An 18,228-nucleotide genomic window follows, 5' to 3' on the forward strand; every position below is an offset into this window, starting at 1 on the left:
TTAGCCTCTTAAGACCGTCAAGAATTCATGCTCATTTTCATGTCAACAAAAAAGTTTCATTACCGCAAAATGTTGGAATTCTGTCACATTTGGTGTGAGTAGTTCCTTTTCCAGAGGTTTTCCACCTTTTCTTGTATGATAGATGATAGCGACAAATGTTGATCTACTAACAATTCTTCTAAACATGGCTGTGATAATATTAAGTCAGCATGAGTACATTGAGGTGATTCTAAATATGCATCTGCTGTCATAACAATAACATATTTAAATCCACTTATCTTCATTTTGTGACAGATATCATTTAATAGTTCACAATTTGCTTGACCTCCATAATGAAAAGCAGGGTATGTAACCATCCTTCCACTATAGCGAGATTCAACTAAATCCATCAAATCACGTAATCTTTCCAAAGCTGCCGTAGATTCGATGGGAGATTCCAATCCCGTCAGACCCGTGAAAGGAATCAGACAAGTATCTAAGTAAGGTTGTAGTTCTAACCATGACTCAGGAGATATTTCGCTGAACTTCATAACAATCATCCCTTCTATATTACTTATGAACTTAAATCTAACCTAAAAATGAAGAAATGCAAAGACGCATTTCTTCATTTCAAAGTCCTTAGCTCTGAAGTCAGTTCTGTAAAAGCTATCTTGTCTCTATTAGCTAACGCTCTGTCGATTTTCTTATAGACCTCTTCGCTCCGATATATACGAACGGCTTCATCCAAGACCATCTCAGCTGCTAACCCCAACATGACTTCGTAAGTAACTTTCAACTTATCCAATTGAATGCACCTCCACACTTTAGATCTGAACCATTTCCTTGCCCCATAACGTCATTTTCACAACAATCCCCTCTTCTTCACTTTCTCCGATGCGGAGAAGCCCTAGATGCATCATCATTTGAATCACACGCTGTTCCATGATCGTCTGTGATGTATCGTAGTAGAACGGCTTAATTAACCATCCTAAAGCCTCATGTAACGAAGTAAGCGTAACCCACTCACTACAACAATGACCAATCCAATAAACTAGAGACGATAAATTAGGAATGGGTCGTTTATACAGTTTTGACCAGAATCGAACTATTTGTACCATTCCTTCACTTTCCCCTTGCTCCAACCATTTCAGCCCTATCCCTGTAAGTTTTAATCTATGATCCAACTCATCAATATACCCCTTATGGAATGCATAATCATAAATCAAGGCTAATCTGATCGGATACACATGAAAGGTTCTTCCATATCCAAATCGCCATCCTCCTTTTGATAGAAGGGGTTCCGAAATATGAAAACTGTCCATAATCTGTTGCTGATTTCTTCGATACATCGCGCTATCCTGATTCATCTCAATCTCTTGCTGATGAACATAACGTAGAAAGAATCCTAAATCTTCTGATATTAGACCCTGTTCTTCACGATAGACCGCTGGTTCACCTGTGCTTGTAACCATGCTTTTCAAATAACCGCCCAATTCCTTGCGGAATCTATCCTTCAGATCGCGTGGAACCTGAAAGAGATACTTTGTGTCCTGTGACAAACCATTGAATATCCAACCGCTTCTTTTGAAGCGAGCAATCGTGTCTCGAGGATTTGAGTTCTTCACCTGTGCATTCGAGCTGTCAGCCGCTACGATCTGAAAGGAAGTTTGCCTAATAATTGCAATGAACTCCTCCAGATTGAAGAATTGTCGATCATCGAACAGAATAGCGTTAAGAAATCTCAAATCATCCACGGAGAGACAACGAATCTGTTGCCCAATAAATTCCCTACGATTCAGAGTCACTAAAATACTCTGAATTAACTCGTGTTTCGAATTCTGCTTGCACTCGCATTGATAGTGGCTTGCGATCGTTGTCAACTGCCCAATATCAGCAAACGTGAGCATATCCGCTAGATTCATGGTTCGATTCATGGTTCATCGCCTCACCGTTTTAGTACCATTATTGGTAGATCATCCCCATTTGATACCTAAAAAAGAAAAACGCCTTTCGGCGTGTTATTTAATAACATCATAGTTAATTTGTAATTTGTCTTGGGAATCATTTAAAAGTCCTATTTGGAATTCATTAAACTCAGTCATATCCTTAATGTTCCCCTCCTCTACTAAATGTTCAAATAGCTTTCCAAGAAAGATAGCACTCTCATATCCATATCTTGTTTCTTCCGTATTCCAAAATTCATCTTCTGTTAAACCAGTTATTCTAATCCGATTCGACATGAGTTCTTTTACTACATTATTGTCTGGATCTAGATTTGGATCGTTTAACGCAGCTCTTTCATATGCAATAACGTCATCAATTTCTTGAGCCACTACTTCCAATCCTAGATTTTCTGCATACTGTATAGATAGTTCCTTTTTAATAAGCTCATTAATAATTTCATCATCACTTAGTGGAGTCTGGACTAACTCAGCATTCTTTTTGTACAAGATAAATCTATCTGCGGTAATTTCAATTCCATCTCCCACAACCAACGGAAGACTCGCTTGACTCGAATCAAACCCATTTTTAACTTTTTCCTTTGGATTAATTGACTGTGAATAAAGTAATGAGCCTGTCAATAATACAGCAAATAGACCCGCACTAATTGAAATATACTTTTTCTTCAAAAGTTGCACCTCCGAATGTTGTTCCAAATCCAGAAATCTCTTACTATAAAGAACGCATTAAATTCAATAAAGTTACAAAAAAAAGGGATGCCCCTAGTCAGTTAATGACTTTAGGACAACCCATTTTACTGTATCTCCAGTAAATGACGACTACAGTTATATAATAGAGGCTTCCAATTCTCATCCTCTTTTTCCAAAATAGTTAATGATAAATTACCGATTCTCTCCGTATACATATCGTTGTACATCGCTATATATAATTGGGCAAGAAAAGCGCCGTGACTTATAACGAGAATGTTCCTATCAGGGTACTTTTTCCACATATCTTCCAAAAAGGCAAGACCACGCACTTGAATGTCTTCATCCTTTTCCTGTCCGAGATCTAGTTGATTCCAATCCGTACCCCATTTCTTCTCCCGTTGCTCGGCTGTAAGCCCCTCCACTTGTCCGAAAGAGCGCTCTAACAGACGCTTATCAGGTTCCATCATAGGAATGGACAATATAGATGCGATAATAGATCCAGTTTCATCCGCACGTACTAGTCCACTACTAATGACATAATCCCACGTAAAAGATTCCCCTCTCAAACGTTCGCCTAAAGTCGCAGCCTGTTCCCTACCCTCGTCATTTAATGGAATATCCGTTTGGCCTTGAATCTTCCCTAAGGCGTTCCAGTCCGTAATTCCATGACGGATCAATCCTATTCTCATCCTCTTTATCCTCCAATCCAAATAATGGTTCCTGATCAACGACGAATACGGCTTAACCTTCTTAGGGAGTATAGCGCTAATGCTACACTCATAATAGATAATACCATCCAATAAAGAGGATTCGCAGGTCCCATATTGACTACCAGCGGTTCAATAATTCCGCTATTCAACTCAGGAATAATATAAGTTCCAACCGTAGAATTCCCTGCAATCTCGGTGGGAAAGATACCATTGGCTGGTGCTGTTTCAATCTTAGATTTAGATGGGTCCAGCGTAATAAAGAATAAAAAACTAATAAAGAACAACATAAGGCAACTAATAATCCATACCGATAGTCTCTGCCTTGTCGCTACCGGTACTTCAAATGGCTTACTCTGATCCTGTATCAACCACGGAGATTCGCTAAATATCCGATCCATTACCTGTCTATTAATAGATTCCGACTTTAATTCTGTCCATTCATCACTTAAATCTTGCATGAACCATCGACTTTCTTCCCAAAGCTCGAATTCAGATGAACACTCGCTACAGGTTGCTATATGTTGTTCTAACATAAGCCTCTTCGGATCATCCACGGGCATATCCCAGATCAATCCGAATAATTCCTGAGCCTCACAGCATTTCATCTGTTAGTCATCCCTTCAATTTCTTCATTAGTGTCGTTATAATAGTAAGGTTCAAGTTGTATTTTCACACTAGAACGTGCTCGAAATAAAAGCGATTTCACAGAACTCACGCTTTGTCCCAGAATATTAGCTATTTCCTGATAATCTAATTGATCGTATTCTCTTAGAATTAAGGCAGAACGCTGTTTCTCAGGCAAATTATTAATGGCAGATCTCACCATATTAACTTTCTCATTACGAAGAATCGCTTGTTCTGGTGCCACTTCAAAGGGTGCAACCGGAACAAATCCACTCTCATCCAGCGGAATATTTACATTACGTTGTTTACGCAATTCACTTAAGACGGTATTCCGTGCAATCGTATATAGCCATGTGGAGAATGAGGCATCCAATTCTCTAAAAGTATGGAGACTACGGTATGCTTTGTAAAATGTTTCTGAACAAAGATCCTCCGCCATAAGCTCCATATTAGAACTCTTTAACATATGATAGACAAATGCTAATATTTTACGCTGATAACGGCGCATTAACACGGAAAAAAGTTCGACATTCCCCTCTTTAATCTCTCGAATCATCTGGGAATCCGACATATGTATCCGACCTCCTCGCCAAACATCTACTAACTTTGAGCTATTTCTAGCCATTATGTATAGGCAAATTCCCCGACAATCTAACAACAGTTTCTAAAACATTATAACATAAACTACATTGATAGTCAGTTTGAATGATAGATTCCCCCATATTACCAATTATATATTTACATATCCCTCCTTCAAATTTCGGTTACGTTCACCACCCCAATCATCATCTTGAATCATCATGGGCAGTATTTTCACCTCAGCTGGAACAAAGGTTAATTTATAAAAAGTATTCTCGTTTTCACAAACTTCATAATATAAGTCATATCTTTTCTTCTCTTGAAGAGGCAATTGAATAGGTATGACTGTACCCACAGATAAGACCTCCAGCTTTTCCTGCTCCAACACTTCAAATGGAACCACAAAACATCTCTGTGTGTACCGATCTAATGAAAATTGTTCGTTCAACACCAGCCAAATCTCCGCTTCGAAGTTACCCTCGAGTAACGGATCGAAGGTAACATAACCGGGATGAATGATAGCCCCTTGTTCTACATTGCCATCTCCCCACTGACACAAATTTTCATCAAAGGCTTGTGAACGAATTTGGATCTGATGATGCGATATATTTAGACTTATCTTTTGAGTTTCTTCTTTCATCTCGAGCCTCCTAATATATATATGTATGCACTCTGAATCTGAGTTATATTAACTCATTTCGTTTTTTCAAATACTTGTATAGTATTATACCCGCGACCGAACATATAAGCGCGCATAATCCAATGAATCCATATCCCGCTTGCAATCCTCGTAATAAACCTATTTCTGTATTGACTCCGTATGCATCCTTCACCACGTTGATAATCGCCCCGATCAGATAATTACCAATGACGCTACCAACCCCCATCATGGTCACAGTAAAGGTGATCGCTGTATCACTTCCTGTTGGATATCTCTTAGCAATAAAAGCCATAACCGTAGGATATATAGGTGCAATACCAATACCCGCTAACGCAAAGAAAATAGCAGCTGGTTCGCCTGCCAGGATAGCTATAAAAGTACAAATACCAGCAAATCCTGATAATATGATGATCGAAAGGTTAAACCCTATTTTATCAGTAACAGGTCCTAAAAAGAGTCTTGCCCCCGCAAAGAAAAGAAAGAAGGTGGATAGCATTCCTGCCGCAGCTGTTGTATTCCAATCGTAAGATTTCTCAAGGAAATTGACTAACCAACCGCCCACTGCCAACTCAGATACCACTCCGAAAGAGAGTATTGCAACTAATAGCCATAATGCCGGGTCTCTCATTAATACTTTTAACGGAATTCGATCCTCCTCTAATAAATCGTCCCCTGGGAACCGACTCATCAAGGTTGGTATCATAGGTATGACCGATAAACATAGCATCACGAGGTACATCCCTCGCCAATCCAATGTATGATTGAATATAGTTAGCGTCATTAATCCAGATGCGATCAAGGGTGCCACCGTCGAACTAAGCCCATAGAAGAAATGTGACAAATTCATCATCATTCCCGTATTTTTCACAAAAATTCGGGCTCCTAGTATAGCTAATGCGATCTCGAGCATTCCATTTCCAATGTACATCAAAAAATAAGATGCAGAGAAGAATGCATAGGTGTGTGAAACAAAAATAAGAATCCCGGAAATAATCATAGATCCGAAAGCAATCATACTCGCCCACTTTATACCTATTTTCCTTGTTAATAGTGCTGTGAACGAACATGCAATAAGATAACCCAATGCATTCAGTGATAAAAGCGTACCTAGCTGAATTTCGTCAATATTGAAACTCATCTGTATTCGTGGAATGGCAGGTCCCTTAATATTTTCAGAAATTCCAAAAATAATGAACCCAATAAATATAGTTGCTAATTGCAAGGAATAATTCTTATTGAATATTTTCTTGCGTTGAGTTCTCATTAATGAATCCCCTAATCTAATGTTGTAATAAAGTTCTAGTCTATCACTAGGCCACGTACATTGTGAATTGTTATTTTCAATATCGGATTGTCCAGCTAATCTTATCATCTACATTAGCGAAGGAGGTTGATTTGGCTAGCATCTTAGTAAATACAATACAAAGAAAGGCGAGGTGACCCTAGCCATTAAATATGGCCAGGTCACCTCACCTTCTTCATTTATTACAAAAGATAGTAGCTTTCTGTTTCATAAAGAACCACAACTATTCTATTCCAAAATATCTAAATCCGTTACTGCCCCTTTGGATGCAGAGGATACTAATGCAGCATACTTCGCCAATACCCCTGATGTATACCTTGGTGCAGGCTTAATCCAGTTCTGCTTCCTTGTTTCTAATTGTTCTGGCGTGACATTGAATTTTATTTCTTGTGTTACGCTATCAATAGTGACGATATCATCGTTCTCTAAAAAGGCGATTGGGCCACCTACTTGTGCTTCTGGAGCAACATGCCCAACTACAAATCCATGCGAACCACCGGAGAAGCGTCCATCCGTAATAAGAGCTACATCTCCGCCCAATCCTTTACCTACAAGCATAGCTGTAAGAGAGAGCATTTCCGGCATCCCAGGTCCACCCTTCGGACCTGCATAACGGATGATCACGACATCCCCTTTGTTGATCTGATCTTTTATAATAGCCTCCGTTGCCTCATCTTCACTATTGTAGACTCGAGCTGGTCCTTCGAAACGAAGATTCTTTAATCCTGACATTTTGGCTACTGCACCATCAGGAGCAAGATTTCCTTTTAGAACAACTAACGGTCCACTCGATTTCAGCGGATTGTCAAAAGAACGAATGACTTGTTGATCTTTTTTCAAAGATGGTAGGGTAGATAAGTTCTCAGCTATTGTTTTCCCAGTAACCGTCATACAGTCACCATGCAACAATCCCTCTTCTAACAATAATTTCATAACCCCAGGAACGCCACCAATATCATTAAGATCCTGCATCACGTATTTCCCACTCGGCTTTAAGTCGGCAAGATGGGGAACTTTGATCCGAATTCTATCGAAATCTTCCAATGTAAGATCGACTCCAGCAGAATGAGCAATAGCTATTAGATGAAGAAAAGCGTTCGTTGATCCACCAAGTGCCATAACTACCGTAATTGCATTCTCAAATGCTTCCTTCGTCATGATATCTCTTGGTCTAATATTTTTATCCAAAAGATTTATTACAGCCTCTCCTGCATTTCTACATTCCACGGATTTACCAGATGAAATAGCAGGCGTAGATGAAGAACTCGGTAGAGTCATGCCTAATGCTTCTGCTGCTGAGGCCATCGTATTCGCTGTATACATACCCCCGCATGCACCCGCACCAGGACATACACTGCATTCGACTTTGTGTAATTGCTCTTCGTTTATTTTGCCTGCATGATAAGCTCCGACTGCTTCGAAAGCAGTAACAATATCAACATCATTTCCATCTAACTTTCCGGGTTGAATAGTTCCCCCATAGACATAGACAGAAGGTATATTCATTCTACCCATCGCCATCAAACAAGCTGGTGTATTCTTATCACAACCTCCAATAGCGACCAATCCATCGAAACGTTCTGCATTGGTAACCACTTCGATGGAGTCAGCTATAACCTCCCGGCTTGGCAATGAAAATAACATGCCTTCATGACCCATAGCAATACCGTCAGATACGGTGACCGTATTAAATATGAGAGGAGCTCCGCCATGTTCTTTAATACCCTCTTTGGCATCTCGAGCTAATACATCGATATGTACATTACAAGGCGTAACTTCACTCCATGTACTTGCTACACCAACCATCGGCTTTTTGAAATCCCCATCTGTAAACCCAACAGCTCGAAGCATGGCCCGGTTAGGCATTCGATTGACACCTTCACTTATATCTTTACTACGTGTCCGTAAATCTTTGTATTCCGCCATCGTTCACTCAGCTCCTCATTATCATTAAATTAATTTATATAGTTCATTCATGGGTCTTAACAAGTTTTGTTTCATGATTGCAGAAGCTGAAATAGGATCACTTTGTTCCATAGCTTCAATAATGGCAGCATGTTCCTGTACAGATGAATACGTAGAAGTCTCATGTTGCTTTAGAAAAACATACTTAAATCGGCGAATATGAGTCTGTATCGTTGTACTAAATGAAGAAATATACAGGTTGTCTGATAATTCTACAATGAGATTATGGAACTGTTCATCCATCTCCATCGCTTGATAGGGTTGTTTATTCTCAATGGACTCTGCAAACCTTGCATTTAACATCTTTAACTTCTCAATTTGCTCAGGAAGGATCAGCGACGTCGTTATTTCAGTAGCCAATGCATGTAACGATGCAAACACAGGATATAATTTAAGAATATCATCTTTATCTATATCCTTCACTATTGTAGCTTTGCCAGGGTGAACCTCAACTAACCCTTGAACCTCAAGTAAGAGCAAGGCCTCCCTAATCGGAGTTCTACTAACCCCTAATGCCTCTGCTAATTCAGCATCAATTAATTGTTCTTTAGGCTGAAGCGTTCCATCAATGATCCATCTTTGGATTTGTGCGTATGCTCGTTCTTTGGCAGACATTCTACTTGGTGATGAGAAATCGCTTGGAATAGGCATGTAATCCCCCTCTCATATATGCAATATATCGCATATATGTATTAAAATCAAGTGGTCAAGTGGGATAAAAAAAGACCACTTTTTTCAAAGTGGTCTTTGCTCAAGTTAGAGCAGAAGTATTTGGATAGGAGTGGAGAGAAACCATACTGTAAGTTCATTGTAATGTATCCGTTTTCATTTGTCAATAACTGTTTCAAAAGTTAATGTAACCACTTTAAAAAATCACATAAATACAGTATATTCCAGCTCTTGTAGCAACGTTCTTGCCCGTTCCATATCCTCTTCCTGACGGAATGATAGGCGCATCACACCGGGAACATCTTCTCTGCTCTCGATAATTTGTATGTTACTAAGATTAATTTGTTCAGAACCAAGTACCGTAGCGATCTTCCCAATGATTCCAGGATGATCCGGTACATTCAGATATAAATCAAGGAGAGAAGTAATCATTCCCTTTCTTCCTTCTGGAAGTTCATTCCTGAATGCATTTGCCTTCAGGAATGCCTCTTCGATCCCTTGTCCATCACTATTCGTGAGCATGTCAATAAAGCTGGATATTCCTTCGTTCCAATCTTGAAGTAAACGAAGCATCACTTCATTGTTGTTAAGAAGAATATCTCGCCAAATAACAGGATCGCTAGATGCAATACGTGTGATATCTCTAAATCCCCCGGCTGCCAATCTTCGATATAGTATATTAGATTCGTTATAGTCACTTATTTGGTTGACCAAGGCTACAGCGATAATATGTGGCAAATGGCTAATCGCGCCCACTATTTCATCATGAAGCTTGGGATCAACCTTCACAATATGAGCTCTAGTGTAGGATAACAGCTTCTCTAACGTCTCCACAGCATGCTCTGGAATGTTCGTTGATGGACACAATACATAATAGGCATTCTCAAATAGAAGGATAGATGCGGCTTCTACACCGGATTGTTCCGATCCAGCCATTGGATGCCCACCAATGAAATACACGTCTTTAAATCGCAATGCCTCGGCTGCTTCGGATATGCTTGCTTTGGTGCTACCCACATCCGTAATAATACAACCTTTCTTCAAAGGTAAATGACTTAATTGAGTCAAATATTGTTCCAATTTACCGACAGGTACACATAGAAATATAAAGTCAGCATCTCTAGCCGCTTCTTCTATTGATAAGGTCGCTGAGTCTACAACGCCTTTACTCATATACTTGTCGATTGATTCTGGGCGGTGGGCATGACCCACCACCGTGATATCTGGCTTATTTTTAAAACATAGAGCCAGTGAACCTCCGATTAATCCTACTCCAAAGATAGCTACTTTTGTCTTGTTCATAATTCCTCACTTCTATTCATCATGGATTCACTTTACGTTATACCGAAGCTAGAACTAGTACCTGCTCTAGTGATTGAATAAACATTGTATTCTGTTCTGGTGTACCTACAGACACTCGGATATAGCTTGGATATTTCTGATGTCCGGCACGGATAATAATCCCTTTGCGTAGCAAAGATTGAAATACATCACCAGATGGTCTACGAACATCGACCATAATGAAATTCCCATGAGCAGGTAAATAGGACAGACCTAGACGGTCAAATTCCCCTTGTAAATAAACCATTCCTTCGGCATTCAACTTTTTGCATTTTTCCACAAACTCTTGATCTTGTAACGCAGCAACTGCAGCAGCTTGAGCAATACGTGACGTATTAAAAGGCTCGCGGACTTGATTGATTAATTTGATCACCTTAGCATTTCCCACACCATATCCGATACGCAGAGAAGCTAGGCCATATATTTTGGAGAATGTGCGTAGAACAACGACATTTGGATATTTATCTAATAAAGTTATACCATCTGGGTAGGATGAATCCGTTACAAATTCACAATACGCTTCATCAAGCACAATCATCACATGAGGTGGGATAGCGTCCAAGAATGTTGTTAACGCACTTCCCGATACGATGGTACCAGTTGGATTGTTAGGATTACAGATCCATATGATCTTCGTACGCTCATTCACAGCTGCAAGCATAGCATCCAGATCATGGATTCCATCTTTTAATGGCACTTCGATACATACAGCACCTTCAATGTCGGCATTACTCTTATATACTGAGAAGGTCTGGTCTGCCATGATCGTCTCGTCACCCGACACAAAGAAGGCCCGTGTAATCAACGCAATGATCTCATCAGATCCACAACCAAATATAATCTGATCATTATTCACGCCTAAGTGTTGACCAAGTGCTGTTGTTAAATTAACCGCACCACCGTCTGGGTAAACACTGATATTCTCAAGCTCGGATAGAATAGCATCCTTAACTAGAGGTGATGAACCATAAGGATTCTCATTAGAAGCAAGCTTAATGACCTCATCCAATCCAAGTTCACGTTTCACTTCTTCAATAGGCTTACCCGGTTGATATACAGGTAGGTTAACAATATGGGATTTAGGTTTCATAATATCCCCCTCACTCTCTCTAAATTATGCTTTTAATTGTGCCACAAAATTCCGGATTTGCAAGAGTCCTTGTTGTCTAGTTTCAACATCATTTAATAAAGGAATCACGGATTCAATTTCACGAACGATAGCACTACCAACAACTACACCATCACAAATTTGTGAGAAATGAGCCACTTGCTCTTGTGTAGATATACCGAAACCAACGGCAACGGGAATATCTGTATACTTTCTAACGGTTTGAATAAATTCATCCACCCCTTGATGAAATGACGAACGTTCCCCCGTCACTCCTAGAGATGATACACAGTACACAAATCCGCTAGCATTACCTACAATTCTCTCAATTCTTTCATGCGATGTCGGTGCTACCAAGGGAATAAAACTAACTCCCGCTTCATCCGCACGACGGCGCATATCCTCAGATTCTTCTATAGGAAGATCTGGAATGATCAATCCACTAATTTCATGTGTCTTTACTTCTTCGAAGAAAAGATCTAATCCCATTTGTAACGCTGGATTGAAATATGTGAATAGAACAAACGGCATCTTGACGCCTGCTTCACGTGCCTTCACAGCCGTCTCCATACAAGTACGAATCGTCACTCCATGTTTCAATGCACGCTGTGATGCTCGTTGGATGACGGGACCATCCGCCAATGGATCTGAATAGGGCACACCTAACTCAATAATATTAGCGCCTGCTGCTTCCAGTTGAATAATAATTTCTACCGTCGTCTCCACATCAGGATCACCTACGGTCAGAAATGGCATGAGCGCGGTTTTATTCTGACTTTTCAATGCCGCAAATGTCTGTTCCATCAATTTCATGACTGAACCCCTCCTGTATATGCCATGATGGATTCCACGTCTTTGTCACCTCGACCAGATAAACAAATAACGATAATATCGTCCTTCGTTAGCGTAGGTGCAAGCTTGATCACTTGAGCAACAGCATGTGCAGATTCAAGGGCAGGAATTATTCCTTCCGTGCGGCATAGAAGTTGCAACGCATCAAGCGCCTCTTGATCTGTGATCGGTACGTATTGAACACGATCAATATCCTTCAGATATGAATGTTCTGGACCGACTCCCGGATAATCAAGCCCTGCTGATATAGAATGAGCTTCCTGTACTTGTCCATGTTCATCTTGTAATAAATAACTCATAGAACCCTGGAACACACCATGTGTTCCGAGTGTCATCGTCGCAGCATGAAAATCGGTGTCAACACCTTTTCCAGCAGCTTCCACTCCAACCATGGCAACGGACGTATCTTCAAGAAAAGGATAGAACATCCCAATGGCATTACTACCACCACCAACAGCGGCAACAAGTACATTCGGTAGACGTCCTTCACTTTCAAGGATCTGACGTCTCGTCTCATCCCCGATCACTCTCTGGAAATTCCGCACCATCATAGGGTATGGATGAGGTCCCACAACGGAACCTAGAATATAGAATGTATCTTCAACATTGCTAACCCAATATCGAAGCGCCTCGTTACCTGCATCCTTGAGTGTACGTGTACCCGAAGACACTGGAATTACTTCCGCACCTAGCAGTTTCATCCGAAACACATTCAACGCTTGACGCTTCGTATCTTCTTCACCCATGAACACTTTACATTCCATACCAAGAAGTGCAGCCACTGTAGCAGTAGCTACACCATGTTGCCCAGCACCGGTCTCAGCAATGACCTTCTTCTTACCCATACGTTTAGCAAGAAGACCTTGAGCGATGGCGTTATTTATTTTGTGAGCGCCTGTATGATTTAAATCCTCGCGCTTCAAGTAAATTTTAGCTTCACCCAAATGTTGACTTAGTCTTTCCGCATAATAGAGCGGAGTCTCACGACCTGAATACTGTTTCAACAAATAATCAATTTCCTCCTGGAAACTAGGATCTGCTGTGTTTTGTTTATAAGCATCCTCTAATTCTAGAAGTGCGTTCATCAATGTTTCGGGCACAAAGCGCCCCCCAAATTTACCGAAACGACCGTTCTCATCTGGCATTTGCGTCATATTTGTTTCACCCTTTCAACAAATTCTTTCATTTTCTCTATATCCTTCATGCCATTACTTTCTACACCGCTAGAAACATCAACCCCATATGGACGATATTTCGTAACCAATTCACCCACGTTGGAAGGTTGTAGACCCCCTGCTACAAAAAGTGGAATTCCCAGTTCCTTACTCCACGATTGATAGTGTGGAATTTGCTCCCAAGAAAAGGTGTGACCTGAACCTCCACCATAGATTGGGTCGAATGTGTCCAGTAATAACGCATCAATAGCACCGACATACTCTTTTGAAATAATCTGCTGTTCGAAGGAGTTCGAACGATTCTCGATTCCTTTACCTTGCACTTGTATCACTTTAAACACCTTAACGCCGAATCGATCTTTCACCTCATGACAGAACGCGGCATCTTCTTGCCCATGCAACTGAATAACATCCAAGGGAGCTTGTGCCATCACGCTATCTAGAAACTCCATCTCTGGATTCACGAATACCCCTACACTTTCAGGTCGCGTCTCATTCTGCCAATCTTTAAGTTGCTGTATAAGTACAGCTGCCTGTTCGGCAGTCACTTGTCTACGGCTATTTGCGAATACGAATCCGACATAATCCACTGACAAGTTTAACATCGATTTTAGCACTTCAACGTCCTGAAGTCCACATATTTTTACGACTGTATTCCCCATTCTAGAGGCTTTCCTTTTGTTTATTGAGAGGTCCCATCAACTCATTCACAGCCAACCCAACATCATTCTGGCGCATGAAATACTCACCTATGAGCACGCCATTTGCACCCGCTTGTGTCAAGAACGCCATATCTTCAGTACTAGAGATTCCACTCTCACTGATAATCGTAATTCCTTTCGGAATCATGGCGATAAGCTTAGCAGTCGTCTCAAGAGATGTTTCAAAAGTTTGAAGATTACGGTTATTGATCCCGATTAATGACGCTTGATCCAAATGTAATACATTCTCTAGTTCCTGTGCACTATGGACTTCTATGAGAGAATCCAGTCCAATCGCAGCAGCTGTCTTAATAAATGATGAGATTTGCGCAGGCTCCAATATGCTGGCAATCAGAAGGATGGCATCCGCTCCCAACAAACGAGCCTCATAGATCTGCCGTTCATCGATAATGAAATCTTTTCGTAGCAAAGGTAGCTTTACTGCAGCATGGACAGCTTTCAAATATTCACCACTACCCTGAAAATAATCCACATCTGTTAATACAGATAGACAGTCAGCACCAGCCTTCTCATAGGCTAACGCAATCTCTACAGGATCGAAATCTGGACGAATTAACCCTTTGGATGGAGAAGCTTTCTTCACCTCAGCAATTAACCCCATATCTCTACGGTTTCTTTCGGACAATGCTCTTTGAAATCCTCTAGTCTGCGGCATGTCAGCAATATCTCTTTCAGCAATCGACAAATCAAAAGTTTTCGCAAACTCTTCCACTTCTTTTACCTTAGTAAGTACTATTTTATCAAGATACATGGGACTCTTCTCCTGTCATTTGGATCAATTGATTTAATTTATCATAAGCACTGCCATTGTCTATCGCATCTGCAGCAAGTTTTACACCTTCTAATATACTATCAGCAAGTCCTGATATATAAATACAAGCTCCAGCATTAGCTAGGACAACATCGCGGTAAGGACTCTTATCGCCTTGAAGTACAGATCGGATAATTTCAGCATTCAGAGCCGCATCACCACCTAATACTTTCTCTAGAGAGTGCATTTCAAGACCTAAATCATGCGGATTAATTTCATAAGTCGTCACAATGCCTTTTCGTAATTCAGATATTTTTGTTGGAGCTGAAATGCTAATTTCATCTAATCCATCTAGACTTGAGACGACCATGGCGCGCTTCAATCCAAGTTCCTTAAGTACATGTGCAATGGTCTCCGTCATGTTCCGATCATAGATTCCTAGTAGCTGACGATCAGCACCAGCAGGGTTGGTCAAAGGTCCTAACATGTTAAAAACAGTCCGTATGCCCAGCTCTTTACGAGGTGCCGCAGCATGTCGCATAGATGGGTGGTAAATTTGAGCGAACAAGAAACATATCCCGATCTCATCCAAACAGCGCTTTGCTTGTTCAGCTGTAATGTTAATGTTCACGCCAAGAGCTTCCAATACATCCGCACTTCCAGCACGTCCGGAAGCTGATCGATTGCCATGCTTCGCTACCCGTACAGATACAGAAGATGAAATAATCGCAGAAGTCGTCGATATATTGAATTTGTGAATCCCTGATCCACCTGTACCGCATGTGTCGAGCAAATGGGCACTTTCTGTCAGCATCCTAGCGCCTGCTCCCCTCATTGCTTCAGCAAAGCCTGTAATCTCTTCAACAGTTTCTCCTTTGATGCGAAGCGCTGTTAATAACCCACCGATTTGCGCCTGTGTTGCTGCTCCATCCATAATACTTTGCATCACTAGACGCGCCTCTTGTCGTGTAAGGCTATTTCCCTGAATCAGAGTTGATAGGTTGGATTGAATCAACGCTGTCTGATCCACTTCAACACAATCATTTCCAACAACACTCAACTTTTCTGCACTATTCTCCACTATGCTCATCTCCATATTGTTTATTTGCCTGGGCTCGTCACTAACGGTGTATATTAGAGGTTGTTCAAAAAGTCATCTTTTGATCACGAAGTATATCAAGAAGCTTACTCGACATCGAAGATTGAATTCAGACGGTCTTTCCGGTGCTCACGTAGGTACTACCTACGCTCCGCTCCTCTCTCCCTTGCTTCATCCAATCTTCTCGGTGCTGAAAAGTCGACTTTTTAAACTTGCACTATTAGTATAAATAATCTTGATTAATCGTATCGTCATCTTTCTTCACAGGAGGAAACATCAACTCTGCCGTACGAATTGCTTTTAATAACGCTTTAGCTTTATTAACCGTTTCCTCATACTCTTTCTCTGGCACAGAATCCCACACAATTCCTGCACCTGCCTGTATATAAGCTTTACCTTTACGGAAAATCAATGTGCGTATCGTGATACAAGAATCCATGTTTCCGGAGAATCCCAAATATCCGATGGCACCAGCATAAGCACCTCGTGCTTCTTTTTCTAACTCAGCAATAATTTCCATGGCTCTTAGCTTAGGTGCTCCTGATACCGTTCCCGCAGGTAAGCAAGACAGAAAGGCATCGAAGAAGTCTTTGTCTTCACGTAGCTGACCCGATACACTCGAAACGATATGCATGACATGTGAATACTTCTCTATCTCCATAAAAGAGTCACATTTCACGGTTCCAAATTGGGATACTCTTCCCAGATCATTACGACCAAGATCGACTAACATTAAATGCTCCGCACGTTCCTTCTCATCAGCCATTAGCTCTTCTGCCAAAGCTCGATCTTCGCTATCAGTCATCCCCCGAGGTCTTGTGCCAGCTATGGGGCGAGTCTCAACTCGACCTCCATCGACCTTAACAAGTGCTTCAGGTGACGTGCCTACAATAATTTCTTCGTCCATTTTTAAATAATACATATACGGAGAAGGATTTAATGTTCTGAGGACACGATATACATGAAGCGGTGATACTTCTGTCTCGATATGAAAGCGCTGGGACAATACAACCTGAAATATATCTCCAGCTCGGATATATTCCTTCGCTTGTTCCACGTTCGATATATACTGTTCTTTGGTCATATTCGATTTAATATCACCCAATTCCACATCCTGTGGAATGCTATGCCGATTCACATTTTCACGTGGGCCTTGTTCTTGCAGTTGCTCAGCAACGTCTTCTAGCTTACGACTAACAGCTTCGTACGCCTCAGATATGTCAGAATCGGTATCCCCGTCCTTTACATGTACGTTGCCTACTAATAGAATTTGCTGCTTCACGTGATCAAATACAATAATAGAATCACAGAACATGAAACGAATGTCATCCATATGCAGATCATCAACGGCATGCGCTGGTAAATTCTCATAATATTGAAGCAGATCATAACCAAAGAATCCGATGGCCCCCCCTGTAAATGGTGGCAGCTCCTCAAGCTTCGGGCTTCGATAAGAGCGTAATAATGCTTTGAGCTCTTCCACTGGTTTGCCCTTCATTACCTCTTCTACACCATCCTTTTCTAGGACGATACGACCTTGTTTGCCAGATATCATTAGGAATGGATCGGTACCGATAAAGGAATACCTCCCCCACTGACTTCCGCCCTCTACACTCTCCAAGAGAAATGCATGATCTCGCTGAGCATATCTCTGAAATATACGAATAGGTGTCTCCATATCAGATAAAAGACGTTTCACCACAGGGATAAGATTATATTGATTTGAGAGTGTAATTACTTGTTCTAAACTAGGGGTCATCATGACCATCCCTCCCTGAATATATTCCACTTATTAATCTCAATGATAAGAAAAAACCTCTACAAAAGTAGAGGTTTATTGGTCATAAAGTATATGAAAGAGTCCGGTCACTAATCCATTCTTTAACCCTAGATTCCTATCCCATATAGCTAATGCTAAGGAACAGGTTCAAGAATCAGAATATGATTCAGTACCGAAATAAATAACATATGGACTCTGCTCAACTATACTCATCTCAACTAAACTAAGCTCTACTCAACTAAGACCACTATACATGATT

19 protein-coding genes are annotated in these 18,228 nt (G+C 40.9%); all 19 read right to left on the reverse strand.

Annotation, left to right across the window (positions count from 1 at the left end; genetic code table 11):
• Positions 1-83: 83 nt before the first annotated feature.
• The 19 genes from ACP8HI_RS11725 to trpE all read right to left on the reverse strand — a co-directional run bounded on the left by ACP8HI_RS11725 (position 84) and on the right by trpE (position 17,951).
• Positions 84-530, reverse strand: a complete 447-nt coding sequence (locus ACP8HI_RS11725) for a DUF2487 family protein (RefSeq protein WP_438351247.1) — start codon at positions 528-530, stop codon at positions 84-86.
• Positions 531-604: 74 nt separating this feature from the next.
• The gene (locus ACP8HI_RS11730; RefSeq protein ID WP_438351248.1) at positions 605-784 is read right to left on the reverse strand and encodes an IDEAL domain-containing protein; all 180 of its coding nucleotides are present in this window, start codon (positions 782-784) and stop codon (positions 605-607) included.
• Positions 785-803: 19 nt separating this feature from the next.
• Positions 804-1,913 carry a hypothetical protein gene (locus ACP8HI_RS11735; RefSeq protein ID WP_438351249.1) on the reverse strand — a complete coding sequence of 370 codons (1,110 nt, stop codon included), beginning with the start codon at positions 1,911-1,913 and terminating at the stop codon, positions 804-806.
• Positions 1,914-1,997: 84 nt separating this feature from the next.
• Positions 1,998-2,609 carry a hypothetical protein gene (locus ACP8HI_RS11740; RefSeq protein ID WP_438351250.1) on the reverse strand — a complete coding sequence of 204 codons (612 nt, stop codon included), beginning with the start codon at positions 2,607-2,609 and terminating at the stop codon, positions 1,998-2,000.
• A gap of 125 nt (positions 2,610-2,734) precedes the next feature.
• The gene (locus tag ACP8HI_RS11745; protein WP_438351251.1) at positions 2,735-3,319 is read right to left on the reverse strand and encodes a histidine phosphatase family protein; all 585 of its coding nucleotides are present in this window, start codon (positions 3,317-3,319) and stop codon (positions 2,735-2,737) included.
• 35 nt (positions 3,320-3,354) lie between these two features.
• A complete protein-coding gene (locus ACP8HI_RS11750; RefSeq protein WP_438351252.1) occupies positions 3,355-3,945 on the reverse strand; it encodes an anti-sigma factor family protein in 591 nt (196 codons plus the stop codon).
• A complete protein-coding gene (locus tag ACP8HI_RS11755) occupies positions 3,942-4,535 on the reverse strand; it encodes an RNA polymerase sigma factor (RefSeq protein ID WP_438351253.1) in 594 nt (197 codons plus the stop codon). Before ACP8HI_RS11755 ends, ACP8HI_RS11750 begins: the two co-directional genes overlap by 4 nt.
• A gap of 159 nt (positions 4,536-4,694) precedes the next feature.
• Positions 4,695-5,183 (reverse strand): competence protein ComJ, encoded by a 489-nt coding sequence (gene comJ / locus ACP8HI_RS11760; protein WP_438351254.1) that lies wholly within the window; start codon positions 5,181-5,183, stop codon positions 4,695-4,697.
• A 43-nt stretch (positions 5,184-5,226) separates the two neighbouring features.
• Positions 5,227-6,468, reverse strand: coding sequence for an MFS transporter (locus ACP8HI_RS11765; RefSeq protein WP_438351255.1), 1,242 nt, complete (start codon positions 6,466-6,468; stop codon positions 5,227-5,229).
• A 267-nt stretch (positions 6,469-6,735) separates the two neighbouring features.
• Positions 6,736-8,433 carry a dihydroxy-acid dehydratase gene (gene ilvD, locus ACP8HI_RS11770; RefSeq protein ID WP_438351256.1) on the reverse strand — a complete coding sequence of 566 codons (1,698 nt, stop codon included), beginning with the start codon at positions 8,431-8,433 and terminating at the stop codon, positions 6,736-6,738.
• Between the two features lie 24 nt (positions 8,434-8,457).
• Positions 8,458-9,123, reverse strand: coding sequence for a GntR family transcriptional regulator (locus tag ACP8HI_RS11775; RefSeq protein WP_438351257.1), 666 nt, complete (start codon positions 9,121-9,123; stop codon positions 8,458-8,460).
• A 222-nt stretch (positions 9,124-9,345) separates the two neighbouring features.
• The gene (locus ACP8HI_RS11780; RefSeq protein ID WP_438351258.1) at positions 9,346-10,443 is read right to left on the reverse strand and encodes a prephenate dehydrogenase; all 1,098 of its coding nucleotides are present in this window, start codon (positions 10,441-10,443) and stop codon (positions 9,346-9,348) included.
• A gap of 37 nt (positions 10,444-10,480) precedes the next feature.
• The gene (gene hisC / locus ACP8HI_RS11785; protein WP_438351259.1) at positions 10,481-11,572 is read right to left on the reverse strand and encodes a histidinol-phosphate transaminase; all 1,092 of its coding nucleotides are present in this window, start codon (positions 11,570-11,572) and stop codon (positions 10,481-10,483) included.
• A gap of 24 nt (positions 11,573-11,596) precedes the next feature.
• Complete coding sequence (gene trpA / locus ACP8HI_RS11790; protein WP_438351260.1) at positions 11,597-12,403, reverse strand: tryptophan synthase subunit alpha; 807 nt, start codon at positions 12,401-12,403, stop codon at positions 11,597-11,599.
• Positions 12,400-13,596, reverse strand: coding sequence for a tryptophan synthase subunit beta (gene trpB / locus ACP8HI_RS11795; protein ID WP_438351261.1), 1,197 nt, complete (start codon positions 13,594-13,596; stop codon positions 12,400-12,402). The genes trpA and trpB overlap by 4 nt, the downstream gene beginning before the upstream one ends.
• Positions 13,593-14,279, reverse strand: a complete 687-nt coding sequence (locus ACP8HI_RS11800; RefSeq protein ID WP_438351262.1) for a phosphoribosylanthranilate isomerase — start codon at positions 14,277-14,279, stop codon at positions 13,593-13,595. The genes trpB and ACP8HI_RS11800 overlap by 4 nt, the downstream gene beginning before the upstream one ends.
• A gap of 1 nt (position 14,280) precedes the next feature.
• Positions 14,281-15,090 carry an indole-3-glycerol phosphate synthase TrpC gene (gene trpC, locus ACP8HI_RS11805; protein ID WP_438351263.1) on the reverse strand — a complete coding sequence of 270 codons (810 nt, stop codon included), beginning with the start codon at positions 15,088-15,090 and terminating at the stop codon, positions 14,281-14,283.
• The gene (gene trpD, locus ACP8HI_RS11810; protein ID WP_438351792.1) at positions 15,080-16,120 is read right to left on the reverse strand and encodes an anthranilate phosphoribosyltransferase; all 1,041 of its coding nucleotides are present in this window, start codon (positions 16,118-16,120) and stop codon (positions 15,080-15,082) included. Before trpD ends, trpC begins: the two co-directional genes overlap by 11 nt.
• A gap of 289 nt (positions 16,121-16,409) precedes the next feature.
• On the reverse strand, positions 16,410-17,951 hold the full coding sequence (gene trpE / locus ACP8HI_RS11815) for an anthranilate synthase component I (RefSeq protein WP_438351264.1): 1,542 nt from the start codon (positions 17,949-17,951) through the stop codon (positions 16,410-16,412).
• Positions 17,952-18,228: the final 277 nt, after the last annotated feature.

The sequence above is a fragment of the Paenibacillus sp. FA6 genome, assembly GCF_051550225.1.
GTDB lineage: Bacteria > Bacillota > Bacilli > Paenibacillales > Paenibacillaceae > Paenibacillus_AQ.

Excerpts from the sequence above, each read along its gene's own strand:
- ACP8HI_RS11725 (WP_438351247.1), bottom strand. The coding sequence starts at position 530 with ATGAAGTTCAGCGAAATATCTCCTGAGTCATGGTTAGAACTACAACCT.
- ACP8HI_RS11735 (WP_438351249.1), bottom strand. The coding sequence starts at position 1,913 with ATGAATCGAACCATGAATCTAGCGGATATGCTCACGTTTGCTGATATT.
- ACP8HI_RS11745 (WP_438351251.1), bottom strand. The coding sequence starts at position 3,319 with ATGAGAATAGGATTGATCCGTCATGGAATTACGGACTGGAACGCCTTA.
- ACP8HI_RS11750 (WP_438351252.1), bottom strand. The coding sequence starts at position 3,945 with ATGAAATGCTGTGAGGCTCAGGAATTATTCGGATTGATCTGGGATATG.
- ACP8HI_RS11755 (WP_438351253.1), bottom strand. The coding sequence starts at position 4,535 with ATGTCGGATTCCCAGATGATTCGAGAGATTAAAGAGGGGAATGTCGAA.
- comJ (WP_438351254.1), bottom strand. The coding sequence starts at position 5,183 with ATGAAAGAAGAAACTCAAAAGATAAGTCTAAATATATCGCATCATCAG.
- ACP8HI_RS11765 (WP_438351255.1), bottom strand. The coding sequence starts at position 6,468 with ATGAGAACTCAACGCAAGAAAATATTCAATAAGAATTATTCCTTGCAA.
- ilvD (WP_438351256.1), bottom strand. The coding sequence starts at position 8,433 with ATGGCGGAATACAAAGATTTACGGACACGTAGTAAAGATATAAGTGAA.
- ACP8HI_RS11775 (WP_438351257.1), bottom strand. The coding sequence starts at position 9,123 with ATGCCTATTCCAAGCGATTTCTCATCACCAAGTAGAATGTCTGCCAAA.
- ACP8HI_RS11780 (WP_438351258.1), bottom strand. The coding sequence starts at position 10,443 with ATGAACAAGACAAAAGTAGCTATCTTTGGAGTAGGATTAATCGGAGGT.
- hisC (WP_438351259.1), bottom strand. The coding sequence starts at position 11,572 with ATGAAACCTAAATCCCATATTGTTAACCTACCTGTATATCAACCGGGT.
- trpA (WP_438351260.1), bottom strand. The coding sequence starts at position 12,403 with ATGAAATTGATGGAACAGACATTTGCGGCATTGAAAAGTCAGAATAAA.
- trpB (WP_438351261.1), bottom strand. The coding sequence starts at position 13,596 with ATGACGCAAATGCCAGATGAGAACGGTCGTTTCGGTAAATTTGGGGGG.
- ACP8HI_RS11800 (WP_438351262.1), bottom strand. The coding sequence starts at position 14,279 with ATGGGGAATACAGTCGTAAAAATATGTGGACTTCAGGACGTTGAAGTG.
- trpC (WP_438351263.1), bottom strand. The coding sequence starts at position 15,090 with ATGTATCTTGATAAAATAGTACTTACTAAGGTAAAAGAAGTGGAAGAG.
- trpE (WP_438351264.1), bottom strand. The coding sequence starts at position 17,951 with ATGATGACCCCTAGTTTAGAACAAGTAATTACACTCTCAAATCAATAT.